The 23,077-nt window shown below is 62.6% G+C and carries 2 protein-coding genes; both read left to right on the forward strand.

The features are described from left to right. Positions 1–164 precede the first annotated feature (164 nt). The gene (locus ABVN21_RS04650; RefSeq protein WP_339556060.1) at positions 165–11,162 is read left to right on the forward strand and encodes an amino acid adenylation domain-containing protein; all 10,998 of its coding nucleotides are present in this window, start codon (positions 165–167) and stop codon (positions 11,160–11,162) included. Further along, positions 11,162–22,924 carry a non-ribosomal peptide synthase/polyketide synthase gene (locus tag ABVN21_RS04655; protein WP_339556059.1) on the forward strand — a complete coding sequence of 3,921 codons (11,763 nt, stop codon included), beginning with the start codon at positions 11,162–11,164 and terminating at the stop codon, positions 22,922–22,924. Before ABVN21_RS04650 ends, ABVN21_RS04655 begins: the two co-directional genes overlap by 1 nt. The last annotated feature ends 153 nt before the right edge of the window (positions 22,925–23,077 follow it).

Raw genomic sequence — 23,077 nt, forward strand, 5'->3', positions numbered from 1 at the left:
TATGATGCGCCTGACCCAACGCCATCGCTGGCAAGCCAGTTCCCACAAAAGTGTGTTCTTTCCTCTCTGATAATTATTCTCATTCGCTAATTTTTCCGGTCTGCATTCGTTTTATAGGGACGACGTGCCTTTGTGCTTCCCGCCACTGATCCGGATACCCAGAAATGAATGCTGAAGACTCCTTGAAACTAGCTCGCCGGTTTATCGGGTTGCCCCTGGAAAAGCGCCAGATGTTCCTTGCGGCCTTGCAAAAGGAGGGCGTTGATTTTGCCCGGTTTCCGATTCCTGCCGGCGTCGACGCGGAGGATCGCCAGGCGCTGTCGTACGCCCAGCAACGTATGTGGTTTCTCTGGCAACTGGACCCGCAAAGCGGCGCCTATAACCTGCCGGGCGCTGTGCGGTTGACCGGTCGTTTGAACCTGCCAGCGCTGGAACAGGCGTTTGCCAGCCTGGCGGCGCGCCATGAAACCTTGCGCACCGTTTTCCAGCGTCAGGCCGATGACAGCTTGCTGCAAATGCCGACCACTGAACCGCTGGTGATCGCCCATGCGGATCTCGGCACCTTGCCGGCCACCGAGCGCGAGCAGGCCGTGGCTCGGGCCGCCGAGCAGCAATCGGTGATACCGTTCGATCTGGGCACCGGCCCTTTGCTGCGGGTCAACTTGCTCAAACTCGCCGATCAGGAACACGTGCTGCTGCTAACCCTGCACCACATCGTGTCCGATGGCTGGTCGATGAACGTGCTGATCGACGAATTCATCCGCTGCTACGACGCCTTTGATGTCGGCGCTCAACCGCAACTCTCACCATTGCCGATCGAGTACAGCGACTACGCCTTGTGGCAGCGCCGCTGGCTGGAGGCCGGCGAACAGGCGCGGCAACTGAATTACTGGCAGGCGCAACTGGGCGATGAGCATCCGGTACTGGAACTGCCTACCGATCATCCGCGCCCGGCGATGCCGAGCAATCGCGGCACCCGTTACGAGTTTGCTGTCGACCCACAACTGGCCGAGCAACTGCGCGTCACCGCACAGAAGCACAACGTCACCCTGTTCATGCTGTTGCTTGGCGCATTCAACGTGCTGCTGCATCGCTACACCGGGCAGACCGATATCCGCGTTGGCGTGCCGATTGCCAACCGCAACCGCGCCGAGATCGAAGGCTTGATCGGCTTCTTCGTCAACACTCAGGTGTTGCGCACGCAACTGGACGGCCAGACTCGCGTCGACGATCTCCTGCGCTCCATCAAAGAGACTGCTCTCGGCGCCCAGGCCCATCAGGACCTGCCATTCGAGCGTCTGGTCGAAGCCTTGAAACTGGAGCGCAGCCTCAGCCATACGCCATTGTTCCAGGTGATGTACAACCACCAGCCGCAAGTCGCGGACATCTCCATGGTGACGACAAAGTCTGGCCTGGCGCTGGGCTTAATCGAGTGGCAAGGACGCACCACCCAGTTCGACCTGACCCTCGATACGTATGAAAAGGGCGGCAAGCTGCACGCCGCGCTGACCTACGCCAACGACCTGTTCGACGCCGCGACCATCACGCGCATGGCACGACACTGGACGCACCTGCTGCAAGGCATGGTCGGCGATTCGCAGCAGCGCATCAGCGATTTGCCATTGCTGGAGCAGGCTGAGTATCAGCGCATCGTCCATGAGTGGAATCTGGCTGACGACAGCTTCGCGCAGGAGTTGTGCATTCATGAGTTGATCGCCCAACAGGTCGCCGCAACCCCGAATGCACGGGCAGTGAGCTTCGCCAACAGGCAGTTGACCTACGGCGAACTCGACACTCAGGCCAATCGCCTGGCGCACAAACTGATCGAACTCGGTGTGGGTCCGGAAGTCCGGGTCGGAGTCGCGATGCTGCGTTCCGAACATCTGCTGATCGCATTGCTGGCGGTGCTCAAGGCCGGTGGCGCCTACGTCCCGCTGGACCCGGATTACCCTGCTGAACGCGTCGCCTACATGCTCGAAGACAGCCGCGCGTTGGTGCTGCTGACCGAACACGGTGTCGCCGCGACACTGAACGTGACCGCCGACACCCAAGTGTTGCTGATGGACGATGCCGAATGGCTGGCCGCTTACCCATCCAGCGCCCCGGTCACCCGCGTCAAGCCGGATAACCTGGCCTACGTCATCTACACCTCGGGCTCCACCGGCAAGCCCAAAGGCGTAGCCATCGCCCACCGCAACGTGTTGGCGCTGATCGACTGGTCGAAATCGGTCTACAGCCGCGACGACATCCAGGGCGTACTGGCCTCGACCTCGGTGTGCTTCGACCTGTCGGTGTGGGAGCTGTTCGTCACCCTGGCCAACGGCGGCTCGGTGATCATCGCCCGTAATGCCCTGGAGTTGCCGCAATTGCCGGCCCGGGATCAGGTGCGCCTGATCAACACCGTGCCCTCGGCGATTAACGCCTTGCAGCGCGACGGGCAGATTCCGCCGAGCGTGCGCATCATTAACCTCGCCGGTGAGCCGCTGAAGCAAAGTCTGGTCGACGCGCTGTACCAGCAGCCGACCGTCGAGCACGTCTACGACCTCTACGGCCCATCGGAAGACACCACCTATTCGACCTGGACCCGTCGCGAAGCCGGGGGCCGCGCCAACATCGGTCGTCCGCTCAAGCACACCGCCAGTTATCTGCTCGATGCCGACCTGCAACCGGTGCCGCAAGGCGTGTCCGCCGAGCTGTACCTGAGCGGCGCCGGCATCACTCGCGGCTACCTGTCGCGCCCGAGCCTGACCGCCGAAAAATACGTGCCGAACCCATTCGCCAGTAACGGCGAACGCCTGTACCGCACCGGTGACCTGACCCGTTATCAGGCCGACGGCAGTTTGCAATACGTCGGTCGTATCGATCATCAGGTCAAGGTGCGCGGCTTGCGCATCGAACTGGGCGAAATCGAAGCGCAGTTGTTGCAGCAGGACGCCGTGCGCGAACTGGCAGTACTCGCGCAGGAGGGCGCCAACGGTCAGCAATTGGTGGCCTACATCGTGCCGAGCGAACCGGAATTGTTGGGCGACACCGATGCTCAAGCGGCCCTGCGCGAATCCCTGAAAGCCGCGCTGCGCCAGCACCTGCCGGATTACATGGTCCCGGCGTTCCTGCTGTTCCTCGCAGCACTGCCGCTGACGCCCAACGGCAAGCTCGATCGCAAGGCCTTGCCAGCGGTGGATGGCAGCCAGCAACAGCGCGAACACATCGCCCCGCGCAGCGGTCTGGAAAAGTCCCTCGCGGCAATCTGGCAGGACGTGCTGGCCATCGACAACATCGGCCTGGAAGACAATTTCTTCGAACTGGGCGGCGATTCCATCGTGTCGATGCAAGTGGTCAGCCGCGCCCGCCAGGCCGGCATTGTGTTGAGCCCCAAGGACCTGTTCCAGCACCAGACCATTCGCAGTCTTGCCCAAGCGGCGCGCAGCGGTCAGCAGCAATTGATCGACCAAGGCCCAGCGGTGGGTGCGGTGGCGCTGGCGCCGGTGCAGCAGTGGTTCTTCGAACAAGACATCCCGCAGCGTCAACACTGGAACCAGTCGCTATTGCTGGTACCGCGCGAGCCGTTGAACGTCGTGGCGCTGGATCGCGCCCTGGAGCAACTGCTGACTCATCACGACAGTTTGCGCCTGCGTTACCAGCAGACCGCCAACGGTTGGCAGCAAGCCTACGCGGCGCCGACCACCGACTCAGTGCTGTGGCAACGGCAGGCGCAGTCGGTCGAAGAACTCAACACCTTGTGCAACGAAGCCCAGCGCAGTCTCGGCTTGCAGAGCGGGCCGTTGATTCGCGCGCTGTTTATCGCCATGGCCGACGGCAGCGAGCGTTTGCTGCTGGTCATCCACCATTTGGCCGTGGACGGGGTGTCTTGGCGCGTGCTGCTGGAAGACCTTCAACAGTTCTACAACGGCGGCGTTGCGCCGGCGAAAACCAGCAGCTATCAGCGCTGGGTTGCCCGTTTGCAGGACCACCTACCAACGTTTGAAAACAGCCTCGGTCATTGGAAGGCCCAATTGCAGGGTGCACCGAATAATCTGCCCTGCGAACGTCCGAGCGGCGCGCTGGAAAACCGTTTCGAGGAAAAACTCGAACTCAAGCTCGACACCGAACAAACCCGCAAGCTGCTACAACAAGCCCCGGCGGCCTATCGCACCCAGGTCAACGACCTGCTGTTGACCGCACTGGCGCGCGCGGTTTGCCGCTGGAGCGGGCAGGGCAGTTCGCTGATCCAGCTCGAAGGCCATGGCCGTGAAGACCTGTTCGATGACATTGACCTGACCCGCACCGTGGGTTGGTTTACCAGTCTGTTCCCGGTCAACCTGACACCGGCAGTTGACCTCGGCGATTCGATCAAAAGCATCAAGGAGCAACTGCGCAGCGTGCCGGACAAAGGTCTGGGCTACGGCGCGTTGCGTTACCTCGGCACTGCGCAGGTTTGCGCCGAACTGGCCGCGTTGCCGCAACCGCGCATCACCTTCAACTATCTGGGGCAGTTCGACCGGCAGTTCGACGACGGCGCGTTGTTCACCCCGTCCACCGAAGGCAACGGCGTGGCGCAGGATCCATCGGCCCCGCTGGGCAACTGGCTGGTGGTCGAAGGCCAGGTCTATGGCGGCGAGTTGTCCCTGAGCTGGGGCTTCAGCCGCGAGATGTTTGACACCGCGACTATCCAGCGTCTGGCCGACGATTACGCGCAGGAACTCAACGCGCTGATCGAGCATTGCTGCACGCTGCCAGAGCCCCAAGCCACGCCGTCGGATTTCCCACTGGCGCGCATCAACCAAGTGCAACTCGACGCATTGCCGATTGCCGTTACGAACCTCGAAGACCTCTATCCGCTGTCGCCGATGCAGCAGGGCATGTTGTTCCACACCCTGTACGAGCCGCAGGTCGGCGCCTACATCAGCCAGTTGCGCCTGGACATTCAGGGCCTCGACCCGGAACGTTTCGCCAACGCCTGGCAAGCCGCGCTGGAACGACACGACATCCTGCGCAGCAGCTTCCACTGGCAGGGCCTCGACACCGCGCATCAAGCGATTGCCCGTCAGGTGACGCTGCCGCTGCAAGTGCTTGAAGCGACCGACACCGACGCATTGGCCGACGCCGAACGTGCAGAAGAATTTGCCTTGGGCCGCGCGCCGCTGTTCCGCTTGAAACTGGTTCGCAAAGGCTCCCAGGACTGGCACCTGATCTACACCAGCCATCACATTTTGATGGACGGCTGGAGCAACGCGCAGTTGCTCGCCGAAGTGATCCAGCATTACGCCGCCGGCCAGCCGCTGCCGGCGCCGACCGGGCAATATCGAGATTACCTGGGCTGGTTGCAGCGGCAATCGGCGCCTGCTGGCGAGCAGTTCTGGAAAGCCGCATTGGCTCCGTTGGAAGCTCCGACGCTGCTGGCCGAAGCCTTGCGTCCACCGGTCGGCGCAGAGGGTATCGAGGAACATCACGTCGCCCTCGATAGTCGCGCAACCGGGCATCTGGCCGACTTCGCCCGTCAGCAGAAAGTCACCCTCAACACCGTTCTGCAAGCGGCGTGGAGCCTGTTGCTGCAACGCTACACTGACCAGGATTGCGTGGTGTTCGGCGCTACCGTCGCCGGGCGTTCGGCACCGTTGCCGGGGATTGAGGAACAGCTCGGCTTGTTCATCAATACCCTGCCTCTGGTCTGCGCGATGAAGCCGGACCAGACCGTCAGTCAATGGCTCGGCGAGTTGCAAGGCCTGAACCTGGCCATGCGCGAGTTCGAGCACGTGCCGCTGTACGACATTCAGGGTTGGGCGGGCCAGCAGGCATTTGAAAAGAGGAGTTCGGCGCTGTTCGACAGCCTGATGGTGTTCGAAAACTTCCCGGTGGCCGAAGCGTTGAAGCAGGGTGCGCCGGCCGGGTTGTGGTTCGGCAACCTGCACAACCACGAACGCACGCACTATCCGCTGACCCTCGGCGTTGAATTGGGCGAAGGACTGGGACTGGATTTCAGCTACGACGCGGCGAGGTTCAGTGCGGCGCAGGTCGTGCAGTTGTCGGCCAATTTGCAGCACTTGTTGGCGCAATTGGTGGCGTCGCCGGATGCGGTACTCGGTTCCCTGGAATTACTCGATCTCGAAGGCAAAAGCGCGGTACTCGCGATCAGCCAGCCAGCGGCGGTTGAGTTATCCACAACAGGTTTGGTACACGAGCAAATCGCGGCTCAGGCTGCGGCAACGCCGCATGCGCTGGCGTTGCAGGTCGATGGGCATTCCTTGAGCTACGGTCAGTTGAACGCTCAGGCCAACCGTCTCGCCCATCGTTTGATTGAAAACGCTGCCGGTCCCGGTAAGCGCGTGGGTCTTGCATTGCGTCGCGGCCCGCAACTGATCGTCAGCCTGCTCGCCGTGCTGAAAAGCGGCGCGGCCTATGTGCCACTGGACCCGAATTACCCGACCGAACGCCTGGCCTACATGATCGAGGACAGCCGTCTCGATGTGCTGCTATGCGAGTCCGGTTTGCTTGACCACATGCCTTTGCCCGCAGGACTTACGCGTCTGCGCCTCGACGATAGCGTTGGTTATGCGGAAAGCGATCCGCACAACCAGGCGCTTGCCGAAGACCTCGCCTACATCATCTACACCTCCGGATCCACCGGCCAACCCAAAGGCGTGGCTATCGCCCATGGTGCGCTGCGCGAGTTCTGCCAGAGTGCCGCCGATTACTCGACGTTGTCAGCCGCCGACCGCGTGCTGCAATTCGCAACCTTCAGCTTCGACGGCTTCGTCGAGCAATGCTTCCCGGCGTTGTGCGTCGGCGCGGCGTTGGTCATGCGTGACAATGAGCTGTGGGATGCCGGTCGACTGGCCGCGGAAATCGTCGATCAGGGCGTCACCGTCGCAGACTTGCCCGCCGCTTACTGGTTCCTGTTGGCCGGTGAATGTGCCAGTGGCGCGGTGCCAAACCTCGGTGATTTGCGCCAGGTTCACGTCGGTGGCGAAGCGATGTCGGTGGAAGGCCTGCGCCTGTGGCATCAGGCAGGCTTGAGCCACGTACGATTGCTCAACACCTACGGCCCGACCGAGGCGACCGTAGTGTCCAGCGTGCATGAATGCCGGCTGCAAGATGCCAGCGACGCGTTCGGCATTCCTATCGGTCGCGCCATCCCTGGCCGTGCGTTGTATGTGCTGGATTCGGCCGGGCAATTGCTGCCGGCCGATGGCGTCGGCGAATTGTGCATCGGCGCACCGGCCTGCCTGGCGCAAAGCTATTTCGACCGTCCGGCCCTGACCGCCGAACGCTTCCTGCCGGACCCGTTTGCCCGCGAGCCGGGTGCGCGGCTGTATCGCAGCGGCGACCTGGCGCGCTACAACGCCAAGGGTGATCTGGAATACGTCGGGCGGATTGACCATCAGGTGAAGATTCGTGGTTTCCGCATCGAGATGGGCGAGATCGAAGCCTGCCTGCAAGCGCGCGAGGATGTGCGTGAAGCGGCGGTCATCGCCCAGGACGGCACGCAACTGGTGGCGTACGTCGTGCCCAGCGGCGCGGTGGTTTCTCAAGCTGACTATCTGGAACAGCTCAAGACTGTTTTGCGTGAGTCGCTACCGGAATACATGGTGCCAAGCCACCTGATCCTGCTGGACAAGCTGCCGCTCAACAACAACGGCAAACTCGACCGCAGGACTTTGCCCCGTGCTGAAACCGTCGATGCACAACGTGAATTCGTGGCCCCGGCTCAAGGACTGGAAACGCAACTGGCGCTGATCTGGCAGGACGTGTTGCAGGTCGAACGCGTGGGCCGTGACGACAACTTCTTCGAATTGGGCGGTCATTCGTTGCTGGTGCTGCAAGTGATCTCCCGTGTGCGTCAGCAATTGCAACTTGAGCTGTCCGTGAGCAGCCTGTTCTCTGCCGCGAACCTGGCGCAATTCGCCCAACGCGCAGCGCGGGCCGAAACCAGCGGCCAACCGGCGCTGGAACGTGCGGCAGCGGATCAACCGCGAATCCTGTCCTACGCCCAGCAACGCCAGTGGATTCTCTGGCAACTGGACCCACAGAGTTCGGCCTACAACATCCCGGCGGCGCTGCGTCTCAAGGGTTCGCTGAACCGCCAAGCCATGCGCGTAGCCTTCACACAATTGCAGACGCGCCACGAAACCCTGCGCACGACCTTCGAACAGGACGGTCAGCAGGCGCGTCCGTTGGTGCACGTCGAAATGGCGTTGCAACTGAACGAGCGGTCAGTCGCCGATTCGCTGATCAACGACGCCGTGGCCGAAGAGATCGCCCGTCCGTTCGAGCTGCGCAACGGCCCGCTGTGGCGCGTGTTGCTGCTGCAAATCGGCGCCGAAGATCACGTGCTGGTGCTCACCGTGCACCACATCGCCGCCGATGGCTGGTCGATGCAGGTCATGGTCGATGAATTCAGCGCGTTGTATCAGGCTGCCGTCGCAGGTAGCGCTGCAAACCTGAATAGCTTGCCGGTGGATTACAGCGACTACGCACGCTGGCAGCGCGACTGGCTGGAAGCGGGCGAGGGCGCGCGGCAACTGGCGTGGTGGCGCGAGCAACTGGATGGCAGTCAGGCACCCCTCGAATTGCCGAGTGACCTGACCCGTCCGGCGCGCCGCAGTGGGCGCGGAGCGACACTGGCGTTGAACATCGACGGCGAACTGCTGGCCGGTCTGCGCCAACGCGCTCAGGACGAGCAAGTGACGCTGTTCATGTTGTTGCTGGCGAGTTTCCAGACCTTGCTGCATCGCCAGAGCGGGCAGTCGAGCATCAGCGTCGGCGTGCCTGGTGCCGGGCGTTCGCGCCTCGAAACAGAAGGTCTGATCGGCTTCTTCATCAACACCCAAGTGCTGCGTGCCGAGATCGACGGGCAACTGTCCTTCAGCACGTTGCTGCAACAGGTCAAGCAAGTGGCATTGGGTGCGCAGGCCCATCAGGATTTGCCGTTCGAGCAATTGGTCGATGCCTTGCAGCCGGACCGCAGCCTCAATCACAGCCCGTTGTTCCAGGTGCTCTACAACCATCAGCAGCAGTTGGGTGACAGCGTCGAGCGTGCCGTCGCCGACTTGCAGGTTGAACGCCTGCACTGGCAGCAACACACCGCGCAATTCGATCTGGTACTCGACACCCAGGAGCAGGGCGATGGACTCGACGCCAGCCTCAGCTACGCCACCGATCTGTACGACGAAGCATCAATGCAGCGTTTCGCCGAGCAGTGGCTGAACCTGCTGCGCGCCGTGGTCGTCGATCCACAGCAGCGCGTCGCCGAACTGCCGCTGCTGCAAGCGCAGGAATACGACGGCTTGATTCAGCACTGGAACCCGACGTTCGAAGCGCAACCGCCATCGCCAACGCTGCATCAGCTCTTCGAAGCACAAGCCGCGCAACGCCCGGACGCCATCGCCCTGTCCTGTGAAGGCGAGCACCTGAGCTACGCCGCGCTCAATGCCCAGGCCAACCGACTGGCGCACAAACTGCGCGAGCAGGGTGTGGGGCCGGAAGTGCGGGTCGGCATTGCCACCGAGCGGGCGATGCCGTTGGTGGTTGGCCTGTTGGCGATTCTCAAGGCCGGTGGTGCCTACGTGCCGCTTGACCCGCAGTACCCGGCCGAACGTTTGAGTTACATGATCGAAGACAGCGGCATCGCATTGCTGTTGACCCAACAACATCTGATCGACGGCTTGCCGGCTCGCGACGACGTACAGGTGTTGAGTCTGGAATCGTTGCAACTGGACACCTACGGCAGCGAAAACCCGCCGACCCTGGCGTCTGCGGACAACCTCGCCTACGTCATCTACACCTCTGGTTCCACCGGTCGGCCGAAAGGCGCATTGCTCAGCCATGGCAACGTCGGGCGTCTGCTGACTGCCACGGCCGCCGAGTTCAACTTCGGCGCGGACGATGTCTGGACCCTGTTCCATTCCTACGCCTTCGATTTTTCGGTGTGGGAGTTGTTTGGTTCGCTGTGCACTGGCGGGCGTCTGGTGATCGTGCCTTATGACATCAGCCGCGAGCCCCAGGCGTTTCACCGCTTGCTCTGCGATGAAGGCGTGACGGTGCTGAGCCAGACCCCGACGGCGTTCCGCCAACTGTTGCCGATTGCCTGCGCCAGTCCGCGCAATCTGGCGCTGCGGCAGGTGATTTTCGGCGGTGAAGCGCTGGAAGTTGCGAGCCTGCGTCCGTGGTTCGAACGCTTCGGCGACCAGCAACCGACCCTGGTCAACATGTACGGCATCACCGAAACCACCGTGCACGTGACTTATCGTGCGATCCGGTTGGCCGATCTCGACGGCAAGGCCCTGAGCCCGATCGGTTTGCCGATCCGCGACTTGCGCTGGTACTTGCTCGACAGCCAGTTGCAACCGGTGCCGGTCGGCGTGGCGGGCGAGTTGTACATCGCCGGTGCCGGTCTGTCGCGGGGTTATCACGGGCGCTTCGGCCTGACCGCCGAACGTTTTGTGCCGAGTCCGTTCGATGCCGGGCAACGCCTTTATCGCAGCGGCGACCTGGCGCGCCAGCGCGTCGATGGCAGCATCGACTACCTCGGGCGCATCGACCAGCAAGTGAAAATTCGCGGCTTCCGCATCGAACTCGGTGAAATCGAAGCCGCGCTGCTGGCGCAACCGGGCGTGCGTCAAGCGGTGCTGAGCGTGCATGCCGGCGACGGTGGGCCGCAGCTGTGTGCCTACCTCGTCGCCGAGCAAACCCCGTTCGATCCGATCAACTGGCGCGACAACCTGCGCGCTGCGCTCAAGGTCGACCTGCCGGAGTACATGGTGCCGAGCCACTGGCTGTTGCTCGACGAATTGCCACTGACCGGCAACGGCAAGCTCGACCGTAAAGCCTTGCCGCTGCCCGATGCGCAGGAATGGCAACGTCCGTTCGAAGCCCCCGAAGGCGACCGCGAACAGCAACTGGCGGCGATCTGGGCCGACGTGCTGGGCGTGGCGCAGATCGGCCGGCGCGACAACTTCTTTGAATTGGGCGGGCACTCGCTGCTTGCCGCCCAGGCCAGTGCCCGCGTGGAACTGGAACTGGGCATCGAGCTGCCGCTGCGCGCGCTGTTCGAGTCCACCGACCTTCAGGCTTATGCCGCCATGGCCGGGCAACACGCCCCGACTGACAACGATGCACGTCTGGATGCGCTTGAGTCGCTTCTCGACGAGATGGAGATCAATTGATGGAACACACCACCGCCATGCGTATCGCCACCCGCTTCGCCGGCCTGCCTGCCGACAAGCGCCGCGAGTTTCTGACAAAAATGCAGGAGCAGGGTGTGAGCTTCGGCCAACTGCCGATCCCGCCCGCCGCCGAGCCGCAAGCGACCTTCGAGCTGTCTTACGCGCAGCAACGTCAATGGTTTCTCTGGCAGCTTGATCCGCAGAGCAGCGCCTACAACATTCCGGCCGTGCTGCGTTTGCACGGGCCGCTGAATGTCGCGGCGTTGCAGCAGAGTTTCGATGTGTTGTTGGAGCGGCATCAGAGTTTGCGCAGCCGATTCATCGAGGATGACGGTCAGGTCATGCAGGCCTTGGCGACGTTCACCACGCTGCCTATCGAACAGCATGATTTGCGCGCCGAACCCGTGGCGCAGCGCCTCGAGCTGGCGATGAAAAAAGTCGAGCAGGAAATCGTCCGGCCGTTCGATCTGCAACACGGCCCACTACTGCGCGTCAGCCTGTTGCAACTGGACGCCGAGGACCATGTGTTGGTGCTGACCCTGCACCACATCGTGACCGACGGCTGGTCGATGGGTGTGTTGGTGGAGGAGTTTTCCCGACTCTATGCCGCTCATTGCCAAGGGCAGAGCGCGAAGCTGGAAACGCTGCCGATTCAGTATTCGGACTACGCCGCGTGGCAACGTCGCTGGATGGACGCGGGGGAGCTGGAGCGTCAACTCGATTGGTGGCGCGAAAAACTCGGCAGCGAACAGCCGCTGCTGGAACTGCCGACGGATCGACCGCGTCCGGCGCAACCGAGCCAGCGTGGTGCGCGTCTGGATTTCGTGCTCGATGCAGACGTGGCTACTGGTTTGATGGCCTTGGCCAGACAACGCGGCGTCACGCCGTTCATGCTGTTGCTGGCGAGTTTCCAGGCCTTGCTATACCGCTACAGCGGCCAATCCGACCTGCGCATCGGCGTGCCCATCGGCAACCGTAATCGCGCGGAAACCCGTGGTCTGATCGGTTTTTTCGTTAACACTCAGGTGATGCGCGCCGAACTCGACGGACGTCTGCCGTTCAGTCAGTTGCTTGAGCAAACCCGTGCTACCTCGCTCGACGCCCAGGATTATCAGGACTTGCCGTTCGAGCGCCTGGTGCAGGCGTTGCAAGGCGAACGCAGCCTTAGCCACAGCCCGTTGTTCCAAGTGATGTTCAACCATCAGCAGGCCAAACCGGCCGCGGTCAACGGTTTGCTGGCGGGCCTGCGTGTCGAAGCACTGAACGCCACGGCGCATACCACTCAGTTCGACCTGCAACTGGACACCCAGGAGGAGGGCGACAAACTCTTCGCCAGCCTGACCTACGCCACTGATTTGTTCGACGCCGAACGCATCGAAAACCTGGCTCGCCACTGGCGCAACCTGTTGACCGCAGTGCTGGCAAATCCGCAAACCCCGCTGGCCGAATTGCCGTTGCTGGACGCCGACGAGCGCTTGCGCATCCTTAATGATCTCAACGACACCGCCACAAGCTATCCGGGCGAAGTCTGCGTGCAGCAGCATTTCGAAGCGCGGGTGCTTGATAATCCTGCGGCCACGGCACTGGTGTTCCAAGGCCAGCGCCTGAGCTACGCCGAGCTGAACCTGCGGGCCAACCGCCTGGCGCATCATTTGCGCGCCCAGGGTGTCGGGCCGGAAGTGATCGTCGGCATTGCCTGCGACCGTTCGTTTGAAATGGTCGTCGGCCTGTTGGCAATCCTCAAGGCTGGTGGCGCCTACGTGCCGCTGGACCCGGAATACCCGCTCGATCGCCTGAGCTACATGATCGAAGACAGCGGCATTTCGCTGCTGCTGACCCAAGAACAACTGCTCGCCCAACTGCCGACCCCGGACCACGTGCGCACCTTGTGCCTGCGCGATGAAGCCAATTGGTTGAGCAACTTGCCGGGCACCGATCCCGTCAATCTGGCGCAGGCGGAAAACCTCGCCTACGTGATCTACACCTCCGGTTCCACCGGTAAACCCAAGGGCGCGGGCAACCGCCATGTGGCACTGCATAACCGCCTGGAGTGGATGCAGCAAGCCTACAACCTGCTGCCGAGTGACCGTGTGCTGCAAAAGACGCCTTTCAGTTTCGACGTGTCGGTGTGGGAGTTTTTCTGGCCGTTGATGAAGGGCGCCACACTGGTCATCGCCGCGCCGGGTGAGCACCGCGATCCGCAACGCCTCGCTGCGCTGATCGTCGAGCAGGCAATCACCACGCTGCACTTCGTGCCGTCGATGCTGTCGGCGTTCATCGTTGCCGACGAGGCGCTGGCCTGCACGTCGCTGACCCGGATCATTTGCAGTGGCGAAGCGCTGCCGATGGAGCTGCAACGCCAAACCCTGCGCATCTTGCCGCAAGCCAATCTGTACAACCTCTACGGCCCGACCGAAGCGGCCATCGACGTAACCCATTGGAGCTGCGTGGAAGAGGGCCGCGACAGCGTGCCGATCGGTCGTCCCATCGCCAACCTGCGCACCTGCATCCTCGACAGCGAACTGCAGCCGTTGCCGCTGGGCGCGGTGGGCGAGTTGTACCTTGGCGGCGTTGGCCTGGCCCGTGGTTATCACCGTCGCGGCGCGCTGACCGCCGAGCGGTTCGTGGTCGACCCGTTCGGCAGCGGCGAGCGTCTGTACCGTACTGGTGACCTGGCGCGCTATCGCGCCGACGGCGCCATCGACTACTGCGGACGCATCGACCATCAAGTGAAGATTCGCGGCTTGCGCATCGAACTGGGCGAAATCGAGGCGCGTTTGCAAGAACATGCCGAGGTGCAGGAGGCCGTGGTGCTGGCCCTCGACGGCCCGGGCGGCAAGCAACTGGTGGCCTACATCGTGCCGCAGGATCGCGCACTGATCGGCGCCGATACCGAGCAGCAAGGCGCCTGGCGCGAGACCCTGAAAAGCCATTTGCTCGGCAGCCTGCCGGATTACATGGTGCCGGCGCATTCCGTGCTGATCGAGCAAATGCCCCTGAGCCCCAACGGCAAACTCGAGCGCAAACGCCTGCCGGCGCCGACCGCGCAAGTCAGCCAGCGGGCTTTTGAAGCGCCGCGCAGCGCACACGAACAGCTGCTGGCGCAGATCTGGCAAGACGTGTTGGGTGTGGAACAGGTGGGTCGTCAGGACAACTTCTTCGAACTGGGCGGCGATTCGATCATTTCGATCCAGGTGGTCAGCCGCGCCCGTCGCGCCGGTTTGAGCCTGCAACCTCGCGACCTGTTCCAGCAGCAGACCTTGCAAGCGCTGGCTGCGGTGGTCAAAGAACAGGCAGCACCGCTGGCGCAACAGGGGCCGGTGGAGGGTGGGCAGACACTCACTCCGATCCAGCGCTGGTTCTTCAACGAGTCGATTCCCCAGCGTGCCCACTGGAACCAGGCCGTTTTGCTGACGCCACGGGAAACCCTCGATTTGCCGCGTCTGCAAGGCGCGCTGCAACGCGTGCTCAAACAGCACGACGCGTTGCGCCTGCGCTTCAGTCAGGTTGATGGGCAATGGTCGGCGCGTTACGTCGGGGCCGACAGCGCCGATGTCATCGACATGCTCTGGACCGCCCGCGTGGCCAACGATGCGTCGCTGGAATCGGTGTGTGATGAAGCGCAACGCAGCCTCAGTCTGCAAGACGGGCCATTGCTGCGGGTGGCGCTGATTGCCCAGGCCGATGGCTCTCAACGTTTGCTGTTGGTCATCCACCACTTGGCGGTGGACGGTGTGTCGTGGCGGGTGTTGCTTGAAGATTTGCAGGCGGCTTACCAAGGGCAGGAACTGCCACCGAAGACCAGCGCGTTCCAGGCCTGGGCCGACAAGCTTGATGCCCATGCACACTCCGACGCCGCCGCCAGCGAATTGAACTGGTGGCAACGTCAACTGGCCGGTGCCAGTGATTCACTGCCAGCGGCCAATGTTGAAGCGAGTCAGGCCGGGCATCTGCGCCAGGGCGTCAGCATCGGCCTGGACCGCGAGCAGACTCGCCAATTGCTGCAACAAGCGCCGGCAATCTACCGCACGCAAGTCAACGACCTGCTGCTGACCGCACTGGCCCGCACCCTCAGCCGCTGGACCGGTGTCGAATCGGCGCTGATCCAGCTCGAAGGCCACGGTCGTGAAGAACTGTTCGACGACATCGACCTGACCCGCACCGTCGGCTGGTTCTCCAGCCTGTTCCCGGTGCGCCTGACGCCGACCGCCGACCTCGCCGGTTCGATCAAGGCCATCAAGCAGCAACTGCGCGAAATCCCCGGCAAAGGCCTGGGCTATGGCCTGTTGCGCTATATGGGCGACGCCCGGACCCAAGCGGCGTTGGCCGCGCTGCCGCAGGCGCGAGTGACGTTCAACTATCTGGGCCAGTTTGACCAGAGCTTTGCCGAAGACGCCTTGTTCACGCCCGCGAAGGAATCCAGCGGTGCCGCGCAATCGGCGGATGCACCGTTGCCGAACTGGCTGTCGGTGGACGGTCAGGTGTATGGCGGCGAACTGAAACTCGACTGGACCTTCAGCCGCGAATGCTTCGACCGTCGCGAAATCGAAACCCTGGCCGCTGACTTCCGCGCCGAATTGCTGGCGCTGATCGAGCACTGCCTGAGCGACGGTGCGGGCGGCGTGACTCCGGCGGACTTCCAGCTGGCCCGACTGACTCAGGCGCAACTCGACGGTCTGCCAGTGCCACCGGCGCAAATCGAGGATGTGTATCCGCTGTCGCCGATGCAGGCCGGTCTGTTGTTCCACAGCTTGTACGAGTCGGATTCCGGCGCCTACGTCAACCAGCTCAGCGTCGAGGCTCGCGGTCTCGATGCCGAACGTCTGGGCCGCGCCTGGCAAGCGGTACTCGACAGCCACGCGATCCTGCGCAGCAGTTTCCACTTCCCGCAAGGCTTCGAAGCGCCGGTGCAATTGGTGCATCGTCACCTGCAATTGCCGATGACCTGTCTCGACTGGCGCAATCGTGATGATCAGGCCGAGGCGCTGGCGCAACTGATCGATAGCGAACGCCTGCAACTGGATTCCACCCGGGCGCCGCTGATGCGCCTGACCCTGGTGCGACTGGATGACGAGCGTCAACACCTGATCTACACCCACCATCACCTGTTGCTCGATGGCTGGAGTAATTCGCTGCTGCTGAGTGAAGTCTTGCAGCGTTATGCCGGGCAAGAGATTCAGGCGCCGACCGGGCGTTTCGCTGACTACATTGGCTGGCTGCAACGTCAGGATGCGCAAGCCGACGAACTGTTCTGGCGCGAACAACTGGCAGCCCTCGACAACCCGACACTGTTGGCCCAGAGCCTCGCCCATGGCGACAGCAAAAATCGCTCAGGCGCAGACTTTGCTGACTACCGCCAGACCTTCGACGTCGCCACCAGCAAAGGCTTCAGCGACTTTGTCCGTCAGCAAAAAGTGACGCTTAACACCTTGGTGCAGGGTGCATGGGCGCTCTTGTTGCAACGCTACAGCGGTCAACGCAGCGTAGCGTTCGGCGCGACAGTGGCGGGGCGTCCGGTAGATTTGCCGGGGGCCGAGAGCCAGCTTGGTCTATTCATTAATACCTTGCCGGTGATCAGCAGCCCCGACGCTGTAGAAAGCGTCGAGCAATGGCTGAGCCGCTTGCAGGCGCAGAACCTCGAACTGCGTGAGCATGAGTTCACTGCGTTGGGTGACATTCAGCGCTGGGCCGGGCGTGCCGGTGAGCCGCTGTTCGACAGCCTGCTGGTGTTCGAAAACTTCCCGGTGGCTGAAGCGCTGCAACAGGGAGCACCGGCGGGGTTGAGTTTCTCTGTCCCGCAGAACCACGAACGCACCAACTTCCCGCTGACCCTGGCGGCCACCGCTGAAAGCCAGCTCAGTATCCACTGGAGCTACCAGTGCGAGCATTTCAGCGGCGAAGCCATTGTGCGCATGAGCGAGCATCTGGCGGCGTTGCTAGCGGCAATGGTCGCCGCGCCACGGGCTGCCCTGAGCGAACTCGACCTGCTGACCGCAGCGGAACGTGCGCAGCAATTACTGGAATGGAACCCACCGTTCAGCGCGTCGCAAAACCCGTTGTGCGTGCATCAGTTGATTGAGGCCCAGGCCGTCATTCGACCGGACGCCACGGCGCTGATTTTCAACGACCTGGACCTGAGCTTCGACCAACTCAACCGTCGCGCTAATCAACTAGCCCATCGCCTGCGCGCACTCGGCATCGGCCCGGAAGTGCGGGTCGGCCTGGCGATGCAGCGTTCGCCGGAAATGATCATCGGCTTGCTGGCGATCCTCAAGGCCGGCGGTGCCTACGTGCCGCTGGATCCGGCGTATCCAGCCGAACGCTTGCGCTACCTGATGGAGGACAGCGGCATTTCACTGCTGATCAGCCAATCGTGGTTGCGCGAAAAACTGCCGTTGCCGGAAGGTTTGGCGGTGCTGGACATCGACCGCGAACCGCTGGCGTCCATGGCGGACAGCAACCCGGTCAACCTGACCTGCGGGGAAAATCTGGCTTATCTGATCTACACCTCGGGCTCCACCGGGCGGCCGAAAGGCGTCAGCGTGGCTCACGGTCCGCTGGCCATGCATTGCCTGTCGATTGGCGAGTTGTACGGCATGACCCCGGATGACCGCGAGTTGCAGTTCGCCTCGATCAGCTTCGACGGCGCCCACGAGCGCTGGTTGACGCCGCTGGTGTTCGGTTCGGCGGTGATGCCCCGCGACGACGAGTTGTGGAGCGTGGAGCGCACCTGCCTTGAGATCGAAAAGCACGGCATCACCATCGCTTGTTTTACCCCGAGCTATCTGGCGCAGATCGCCGATTTCATGGGCGAAGCGGGGCGTGATCTGCCGATCCGCTCTTACACCCCATGCGGCGAAGGCATGGCCAAGCATGCGTTCGATGAGGTGCAGCAAGTCCTGCAACCCAAGCGCCTCATCAACGGCTATGGCCCGACCGAAACCGTGATCACGCCGCTGATCTGGCTAGCGTATCCGGACACAGAATTCGACTCGGCGTTCATGCCGATTGGCCGTCCCGTCGGCAATCGCAGCGCCTACATTCTGGATGGCGGCTTGCAGCCGTTGCCGGTCGGCGTGGCAGGCGAGTTGTACCTGGGCGGCGAGGGCGTCGCCCGTGGTTATCACCAACGTCCGGACCTGACCGCCGAGCGTTTTGTACCGGATCCGTTCGTGCCCGGTGCGCGCTTGTATCGCAGTGGCGACCTCGCAAGGTTCCGAGCCGATGGCGTCGTCGAGTACCTCGGGCGCATCGACCAGCAAGTGAAAATTCGCGGCTTCCGCATTGAACTTGGCGAAATCGAAGCCTGCCTGCTGGAACACGAAGGCGTGCGTGAAGCCTTTGTGATCGATCGCGAAGGCCCGGTGAGCCGGCAACTGGTCGGTTACGTGGTGCCGCGCGATCCGCTGGCCGATGAGCAGGATTTGCGTGACGCGTTGACGGCGCACCTGCGCAGCCGTCTGCCGGTGCACATGCTGCCGGCGCACCTGATGTGCCTGGCCGCGTTGCCGCTGACGCCGAACGGCAAGCTGGATCGTCAGGGCCTGCCCGCGCCTGAGGCGACTCGGCAGAATCACGATCAGGTGGCCGCCGCGTCGCCGGCCGAAGCGTTGTTGGTGGAGATCTGGAAGGAACTGCTGGGGCTGGATGCGGTGGGTGTCACCGAGAACTTCTTCGAATTGGGCGGTGACTCGATTATTTCGCTGCAAGCGGTGAGTCGCGCCGGGCAGCGCGGGTTAGTCTTCAGTCCGAAGCAACTGTTCGAACAGCAGACCATTCGTGCCTTGGCCGCCGTGGCGAGCACCCGTGAAGCTGCGCTGATTGAAGCGCATAAAGTCGAAGCGTTTGCGCTGGTGCCGCACATCGACGTCGCCGCCCATGACGGGCTGCAAGACCTCTATCCGCTGTCACCGATGCAGCACGGCATGTTGTTCCATTGCCTCGATTCACCGGAGCTGAACCCCTACGTCAACCAGTTGAGCGTGGCCGTGGACGGCTTGCAGGTACCGCGTTTCCGCGCGGCGTGGCAAGCGTTGATCGAGCGTCATGAAGTGCTGCGTGCGGCGTTCCGCTGGCGTGATGGTCTGGCTGATCCGCTGCAGGCGGTGTTCGCCGAGGTCGAATTGCCCATCGAGGAATTCGACTGGCGCGACCGTAGCGATGCCGAGCAAGCGTTGAGTGAGTTGGCTGCTGCGGAACAGGCCAAAGGTTTCGACCTGAGTTGTCCGCCGCTGATGCGCTTTGTGCTGGTGCGTCTGGGTGAAGATCGCTACCAGATGATCTGGATTTACCATCACCTGCTGTTGGACGGCTGGAGTGCGTCGCGCTTGCTGGGCGAAATGCTGCGCCTGTATCACCACGACAGCCTGCCGGCGCTGACCGGTCGCTACGCCGATTACATCGGCTGGCTGCAACGTCAGGACGATGCCCAGGCCGAAGGTTTCTGGCGTGAGCGCCTGGCATTGCTGGAAGCACCGACCATTCTGGCCAAGGCCTCCGGCGCCGCAGGCTCCGGCCATGGCGTGATGTACAGCGACCTCAACGCCGAGGCAACGCGCAAGTTACACAGCTTCGCCAAGCGTCAGCGCGTGACCCTCAACACCTTGGTGCAAGGCGCGTGGTTGTTGCTGTTGCAGCGCCATAGCGGTCAGCGCAGTGTCGCGTTTGGTGCCACGGTGGCGGGGCGCCCGACCGGTTTGGCCGGTGCCCAGGAAATGCTCGGCCTGTTCATCAACACCTTGCCGGTGATCCAGACCCTCGACCCGCAACAGCCGCTGGGCGAGTGGCTGCGCGAGTTGCAGGATTACAACCTGATGGTCCGTGACTACGAGCACACGCCACTGTCGGACATCCAGCGCTGGGCCGGGCAGGGTGGCCAGGGCTTGTTCGACAGCATCATCGTGTTCGAAAACCATCCGGTGGACCGCGCCTTGCGCGGTGGCCAGGAAGGCGAGTTGCGCTTTGCCGAAGTCGGCAGCGGCGGGGTCACCAACTTCCCGATGGACTTGATGGTCAGCGCCAACGACGAAGGGCTGGAGGTCGAGTACCTGTACTTGCGTGATCGCTTCAGCGAACAGGAAGTCGAGCGCATTCGCGCTCAGCTGGAAGGTCTGCTGCGGGCCTTGCCTGAAGACGCGAACTGCTTGCTCGGCAACATCGGCTTGCCCGAAGCGCGTTTGAGTTTGCCGCAAGCGGCTAACGACAACGCTGATCTGCTGCACGGGTTCAACCAGCATGTGCGCAATCAGCCGCAGAAAGCCGCCTTGTTTTGCGAGAATCGAGAGGTCAGCTATGCCGATCTCGATGCACAGGCCAACGGTCTGGCGCAGCAACTGATCGCGCGCGGCATCGGTGCCGAAAGCATGGTGGCAGTGGCGTTGCCGCGTTCCGAGCGCACCATTGTTGCGTTCCTCGCGGTGCTCAAGGCCGGCGCGGCGTACTTGCCGCTGGACCTCGCGTACCCGGCTGAGCGTCTGGTCTACATGCTCAGCGATTCGGCTGCCAGCCTGTTGATCTGCGACAGCGATCTGGGTGAACGCTTGACGTTGGCCGACAGCCCGCCGCGCTTGTTGCTCGATCAATCGAACGTTGCCGGCAGCAGCGAATGCCCGGTTATTAATCCATTGCCGGGACACTTGGCGTACCTGATCTACACCTCCGGTTCCACCGGCCAGCCGAAAGGCGTGGCCGTGGCGCGCGGTCCGATTGCCCGGCATTGCCGCGGCATCGTTGAGCTTTATGAACTGGCGCCACATAGCCGCGAACTGCACTTCATGTCGTTTGCTTTCGACGGTGCGCAGGAGCGTTGGCTGAGTGTGATGCTCGCTGGTGGCAGCCTGGTGATTCGTGAGGACAGTTTGTGGACGCCAGAACAAACCCTGGAAGTGCTGCATCGTCACCACGTCACCGTCGCCTGCTTCCCGCCAGCGTACTTGCAACAGATGGCCGAAGTGGCTGAGCGTCTGGGCAATCCGCCGGCGGTCGAGGTGTATTGCTTTGGGGGTGACGCGGTGCCAGAGGCCAGTTTCGAGCAGGTCAAGCGTGCCCTGCGTCCGCAGCGCCTGGTCAACGGCTACGGCCCGACCGAGACCGTGGTCACGCCGCTGCTATGGCGTGCCGAAGCCAGCGAAACCTGTGACGCCGCTTATGCGCCGATTGGTCGCGGCGTAGCGGGGCGTGGCTTGTACGTGCTGGATGCTGATCTCAATCCGTTACCGGTCGGCGTTAGCGGCGAGTTGTATCTGGGCGGCGAATGCCTGGCCCGGGGTTATCACCAGCGTCCGGGCATGAGTGCCGAGCGGTTCATCCCCGACCCGTTCGAGGCCGGTGGCCGCATGTACCGCACCGGTGATTTGGTGCGCCAGCGCGAATGCGGCTTGATCGACTACCTGGGGCGTCTTGATCAGCAAGTGAAGATCCGTGGTTTCCGCATCGAACTCGGCGAGATCGAAGCGCGTTTGCGTGACTGTGCCGGGGTGCAGGATGCCGCCGTGGTGGTGCATGACACGCCGACTGGCAAGCAATTGGTCGGGTACGTGGTGGCTGACAGTGCTGTCGGACTTGATCGCCGCTTGAAAGCTGAACTGCAAGCGCAACTGCCGGATTACATGGTGCCGGCGCGGATCATGGTGCTGGAACGCTTCCCGCTGTCGGCCAACGGCAAGCTGGATCGTCGTGCACTGCCGGAGCCGGAATGGGCGCTTGGCGGTTATCGCGCGCCGCGCAATGCACTGGAAACCGCGTTGAGCGCGATCTGGCAAGAAGTGCTCGGCGTGCCGCAAGTGGGCATTGACGACAATTTCTTCGAACTGGGTGGCGACTCGTTGCAAGTACTCAAAGTCATCTCACGGGTGCGCAGCCAGCCGCAGCTTGGCTTCGAATTGAAACTGCGCGATTTGATGCAGAAGCCGTGCATTGCCGAACTCAGTGGCTATCAGGCGGCGGAACCGGCGGAAGCGCCAGACCCATTGCTGGCGCTGAATGGCCGTGTCGCGAACATGCCGGCGCTGTTCTGCCTGCACGCCGGTTTCGGCACCGTGTTCGACTACGAACCGCTGGCCCGGCGTCTGGAAGGACGGCGCACGGTTTATGGTTTGCAATGCCGGATGCTGCTCGATCCGCAGTGGCAGGATCAATCGCTGCAAGCCATGGCTCAGGCCTATGCGCAGCGGATTCGCGCTCAACAGCCTGAAGGACCGTATTACCTGCTCGGCTGGTCGTTGGGTGGCGCGTTGACGCAACTGGTCGCCCATGAATTGGAAAGCCAGGGTGAGTCGGTCGCATTCGCCGGACTGGTCGATAGCTATGTGGCTGGTACGGCAGAAGCGGGGGACTGGCGCGAAGATCTGGCGGACTTCCTGAAGTTTGTCCTCGGCCAACCGTCTGAAGAGGCGCAGGCGCTGATTGACTCGAAAGCCACAGGTCTGAACGAACTCGATGGTGACGCGGCGGTGATCGAGGCGGCCATGCACGGTGCCAACGGTCATGCGGCGCTGGGGGCAAGTGAACTGACGCAGATCTTCGCCACCGGTTCTTCGCTCAAACAGCTTGCCCTGGCGCAGCGGCAACTGCCGACGATTCAGGTCGCGGCGCATCGCTGGTGGGTGGTCGGGCGCGACGATGAACGTCGGGTGTTCGAGGCTCAGGTCGGTCATCACGGTGTTGATCGCCTGTTGGCGGGCGGGCACTACACGTTGCTGCGCGGTGATGAGTTGCTGGATGAGCTGGAAGACTTGTTGGAACGTAAGCCGGTTATAGCCTGAAAACTCGGCCCACGGTAGGAGCTGGCTTGCCAGCGATGGTCGCTAATGATGACGCGTATTTATCTGGATAAACGCGGCGCGCTCGACTCCATCGCTGGCAAGCCAGCTCCTACAGGATTTTTTATGCCCTCTTTGTGTAAAAGGACTCGTCCC

It is taken from the genome of Pseudomonas sp. MYb327 (assembly GCF_040438925.1).
In the GTDB taxonomy this organism is placed as follows: domain Bacteria; phylum Pseudomonadota; class Gammaproteobacteria; order Pseudomonadales; family Pseudomonadaceae; genus Aquipseudomonas.